The sequence below is a fragment of the Paenibacillus sp. 01T422 genome (genome assembly GCF_056398785.1).
Genome location: NZ_JBFTQB010000934.1, coordinates 1 through 4,919 on the forward strand (window position 1 = coordinate 1; position 4,919 = coordinate 4,919).

Annotated in this window: 4 protein-coding genes and 1 pseudogene; 4 read left to right on the plus strand and 1 reads right to left on the minus strand. The window is 40.6% G+C overall.

Going from position 1 to position 4,919, the window contains the following annotated elements; genetic code table 11:
* The coding region (locus tag AC1DUA_RS33680) for a discoidin domain-containing protein (protein ID WP_477503881.1) at nucleotides 1–1,450 on the plus strand (1,450 nt) is incomplete at its 5' end.
* Nucleotides 1,451–1,832: 382 nt separating this feature from the next.
* Nucleotides 1,833–2,333: pseudogene (locus AC1DUA_RS33685) on the plus strand (excinuclease ABC subunit UvrA); the annotation flags it as partial.
* On the opposite strand, the gene AC1DUA_RS33690 reads toward AC1DUA_RS33685, so the two are convergent.
* Nucleotides 2,274–3,302, minus strand: coding sequence for a substrate-binding domain-containing protein (locus AC1DUA_RS33690; RefSeq protein WP_477503882.1), 1,029 nt, complete (start codon nucleotides 3,300–3,302; stop codon nucleotides 2,274–2,276). The pseudogene AC1DUA_RS33685 and the gene AC1DUA_RS33690 overlap by 60 nt on opposite strands.
* A 259-nt stretch (nucleotides 3,303–3,561) precedes the next feature.
* On the opposite strand from AC1DUA_RS33690, the gene AC1DUA_RS33695 reads away from it, so the two are divergent.
* Nucleotides 3,562–4,623, plus strand: a complete 1,062-nt coding sequence (locus AC1DUA_RS33695; protein WP_477503883.1) for an extracellular solute-binding protein — start codon at nucleotides 3,562–3,564, stop codon at nucleotides 4,621–4,623.
* Between the two features lie 20 nt (nucleotides 4,624–4,643).
* Nucleotides 4,644–4,919, plus strand: a 276-nt coding sequence (locus AC1DUA_RS33700) for an ATP-binding cassette domain-containing protein (RefSeq protein ID WP_477503884.1), incomplete at its 3' end; no start/stop codon positions are given.

The window sequence follows — 4,919 nt, forward strand, 5'->3', positions numbered from 1 at the left end:
GACGATTACTATCGAGGGTGGCATCCAGTTAGCTGAGTTGAAAGCAGCGATCACGCCGGCAGCGAATGCAACTTTCGAGATCTACCAAGCAGACGGAATAACGAAAGCGACGACGCTAGAGACAGGCATGAAGATCATTGTAACTTCACAAACTGGAACGAGTAAGGTTACATACACGATTACGGTAAATTCTCCGAATTTGGCATTAAATAGACCCGTGACGGTTGACAGTACGTGCAACGCTTCGCAGACCGCGGCCAAAGTMGTGGACGGCAGTGTTATCAATGATAGCAAATGGTGTTCTATATCCAGCAACCGTTGGCTGCAGATCGATCTTGGCTCTGTGAAGCAAGTAAACCAATTTGTCATCAAGCACGCATCAGAAGGCGGAGAGACCGCCTCATATAACACGAAGGCGTATACGATTCAGGTCAGTAATAATGGTACGGATTGGAGCACAGTGGTCCAAGTATCCAATAATACGAAAAGCGTGACGATAGATAATATCACTTCCGTATCAGCAAGATATATCAAATTAAACGTCACGACGCCTACCCAAACCACAAATCTTGCAGCACGAATTTATGAGTTTGAGGTATACGGACCTTCCAATTTAGCATTAAATAAACCCGCGACAGCTGACAGTACGTGCAACGCCACGCAGACCGCGGCCAAAGCCGTGGACGGCAGCGTCATCAATGATAGCAAATGGTGTTCGATATCCAGCAACCGTTGGCTCCAGATCGATCTTGGCTCCGTGAAGCAAGTAAACCAATTTGTCATCAAGCACGCATCAGAAGGCGGAGAGACCGCCTCATATAACACGAAGGCGTATACGATTCAAGTCAGTAATAATGGTACGGATTGGAGCACAGTAGTCCAAGTAACCAATAATACGAAAAGCGTGACGACAGACAATATTGCTTCCTTATCAGCAAGATATATCAAATTAAACGTTACGACGCCTACCCAAGCGACAAACGTTGCAGCACGGATCTATGAGTTTGAGGTATACGGATCTCCCAATTTGGCATTAAATAAACCCGCGACAGCTGACAGCACGTGCAACGCCTCACAGACCGCGGCCAAAGCCGTGGACGGCAGCGTCATCAATGATAGCAAATGGTGTTCGATATCCAGTAACCGTTGGCTGCAGATCGATCTCGGCTCTGTGAAGCAAGTGAACCAATTTGTCATCAAGCATGCATCAGAAGGCGGAGAGACAGCCTCCTATAACACGAGGGCGTATACGACCCAGGTTAGTAATAATGGTACGGATTGGAGCACAGTGGTCCAAGTAACCAATAATACGAAAAGTGTGACGATAGATAACATCGCATCCGTATCAGCAAGATATATTAAGTTAAACGTCACAACGCCTACCCAAACGACAAACCTTGCGGCAAGAATCTTTGAGTTTGAGGTATACGGACCAAGTTTTAGCACATAACATTGCGACTTAGGTTAAACGGGTCCCCATAGACTTGATACTTGAAAAAAGTATTTAGGCTAGGGGGRCCAGCGCGTTTTACCGGAGGCTTGGCTTATTTGTGTTAATATATCTAAATTGCTATCCCGACTACTCACTCTTTTGGGACAGCCTATTTTTTATAGACCTGCAGCGAGTAGCGGGAAAAGCTCCAGTTATTTCAAGAGATTTTAGCTTAAAAAAACAAATAACTGAAAAAAACACTGTTAATCCACGCCAACTCCCCCACTTTCAGACTCAAACGTCCCCATTAGCAGGAGAAATTCCATTTATGCACTCTGTAGCAGTATTACTCAATTAAATAGCGGTAGTAATTCCCGTTCATCTAAGGAAGCACTAGGCTATGAAGGCCTCCAAAGAAATGATTAGCTGCCCAGTTTGTCATGGAACCGTGTTAAAGCATCATAAAAAGCTAAAATTCGGCAGCACGGATATTCGTGAGGTTATTCAACAGCCGATTGATCAGGTTATACAAACTGTAGGGAAGCTGCCAGAACTAGAGAAGCTAAAATCAATCGTTGGCGGCGATATTGCACTAACCGAAGAAGTCTCCTTACTACCTAGGGAAACCCAAGTTGCGCTGAAAATGCTTGAATTGGAACTTGCCAGCTTTGTAGGTTATGAAGTGGTTTTACAAAATGCCGTACCTTTTTGGGATCAGATTAAAAGTAATTTAGATGCCATCAGCCGTAAAAATGAGATTACCATCTGTGATTTCCCTCAAATTACGGAGACCAGGGAAGCCATTATTGATAAATATTTTACGAATGGCAAATACAAAAAGCTAACTTATGTCTATGAAGCGTTTGGTTACGCAATGATTGTTACCCAAATTAATAAGATATGATGGCTGTGTATCATAGTTTGAAATTATAGGCAGCGCGGCGAGCCATACGATAAGTAGGCGGAATGTAGGCCCGTAAAAATGCCTTGTTGCTCCATAAATTAAAGAGGGCGTGGCAGAAGTCATATTCATGACTTCTGCCAACGGATGTCCATCTAAACTAATGATGCTTACTTCTTCAGGAACCTTTATTTTTGACTCGTTAAGTGCTTTTAAAACACCAATAGCGACTGGATCATTTGCGATAAAAAATGCTGAAGGCATAGTAGCGCCCGATTGAATGAGCTTACTCATAAGCTCGTAGCCACTCTTTTGTCCAGGCTCGCACGTGTAAATGCTGGAGCTGTCGAATCCCCCGTGTTCTTCCATAAATCGCTTGAAAATGATATCACGCCGCTCATCTTCAGGAATCATACTGTGCTGACTTGCACCAATGTATCCAATTGTTTGATGTCCTCGTTTTTGAAGATAGTCTAATCCTTGTAGCACAGCCATTCTTGTATGAAACCAAATAGAATCAAATTTATTGTAATCGGGGCAATTGCCAATTATGACAATGTGCTTTGTTTCAACAATCGATAAAAAATGATTAATTTCATGGCTCGAATAGTTGCCCAGAATGATAACACCATGCAACTCTTTGGCAGGGGCTATCAGGGGGTTATTTACTAGTTCAATATGATTATTGATGCAAGTATGTTCTATCCCTTTACGGATCGAGAAGTAATAATCGCTGTCTACAAAATCATTGAAAATGACCGGACTATAAATAAGGCCAAATCGATAAAATGTTCTCTGTTTTTGGTGATGTCGTTCAATTAATGTTTTATACCCGATTTCTTTCGCTATAGCCAATATCTTATTACTAGTTTCTTCTGAAACGGAAAGAGACTCATCGTTATTTAATACTCTAGAAACCGTTGTGCTAGAGACGTTCGCTAATTTTGCTATTTCTTTTATTGTTGCCATAAAGACACCCTTCTCAGCTAAAAAGTAATCAAGATTAAGATTAACCTTAAAGCAATCATATCACAACTTTGGTGAATAACAAACTGAATGTTTTAGTAAATGTTTTACTGACTTTATCGCGAACAACTAGACGTATATTTGGTTCAATATGTTTGGTGGAAACGGAGGGAGAGTTATTATAACCAAACCCTGAAGGAAGCGAATGTGCTATTCATAATTTATTGGTAGTAAATAATTTTCAACAAAAAAGGAGAAAAAAATGAAAACAAAAAAAGTGTTTCTATCCTTACTGTCATTAATGACGATTGGAAGTCTAGCAGTAGGTTGTGTGAATAATAAAGCATCTGACTCAGGCAAAAAAGAGAAGCCTCTCATTATTTATTCAAATTCCGCTTCAGATGGACGTGGTGAATGGTTGAAGACGAAAGCTGCTGAAGCTGGATTCAACCTTGAAATCGTCCAGGCTGGCGGCGGAGATCTAGTGAATCGCATCATAGCAGAGAAAAGCAATCCGATAGCTGATGTGGTTTTTGGTTTAAATCAAATGAACTTTGAAACATTCAAAGCAAGTGACATTCTGGCGCCATTTCAGCCCACGTGGACGTATGAGCTGCCAGAAGGTTCAAGTGATAAAGATAACTTCTTTCATCCACTAGTTGAACAAAGAATTCTTATGATTTATAACGCTAATCTATATTCAAAAGAAACTGCTCCGAAAGACTGGACCGACTTATTCGAGAAAAAAGAATTTAAAGGGAAATATAATCTTCCAATGAGTTTGGGAGGAGCGACAAATCAGGCGGTCGTATATGGAATTTTGAATAGGTACTTAGACGAGAAGGCTGATTTAGGCGTGACTAAAGAAGGTTGGGATGCGATTAAAGCATTCTATGATAACGGATATAAAATTCCAGAGGGTGAGGATGCTAACGCGAACCTCGCTTCAGGAAAAGTGCCAATTTCTTTTACTTATTCAAGTGGATTGGCAGCATTAGAAGAGAAATATGGATTTAAAGCAGGAATTGTTTCTCCAGAAATTGGAGTACCTACGCTGGCTGAACAAGTAGGAATCATTAAAAAAGGAACGGAGAAGGATATCTCTTCGGCAGAAAAATTTGTGAACTGGTTTGGTAGCGCGGAAATTCAGGGCGCATGGGCTGAGCAATTTAAAACGCTGCCTATCAATAAAAAAGCATTAGAGAAATCGTCAGAGCAAAATAAATTGATCTTCAAAAATACAAAGAAGCAAGATATTGATTATACGTTTATCTTCAAGCATATGGGAGATTGGGTAGAGAAAATTGAATTAGAAATCCTGTGATTTGAAGAGGAGGAAGTTACTTGATTGGCTTTCAAAATATTGAAGTAAAATTCAATGATCTTGTTGCGATACCTAATTTGAATCTAGAAATAAAAGAAGGTGAGTTCTTTACGTTTCTAGGACCTTCTGGTTGCGGGAAAACAACAACATTAAGAACGTTAGCAGGCTTTATTACCCCAACAAAGGGAAAAATCATCATAGATGGTCAGGAAATAACACATACCCCAATTGAGAAAAGGCAAATAGGCATGGTATTTCTAAGTTATGCATTATTTACAACCATGTCTGTATATGAA

Bases quoted from the DNA above. Each gene is read 5' to 3' on its own strand.
- AC1DUA_RS33690 (WP_477503882.1), bottom strand. From the start codon at position 3,302: ATGGCAACAATAAAAGAAATAGCAAAATTAGCGAACGTCTCTAGCACA.
- AC1DUA_RS33695 (WP_477503883.1), top strand. From the start codon at position 3,562: ATGAAAACAAAAAAAGTGTTTCTATCCTTACTGTCATTAATGACGATT.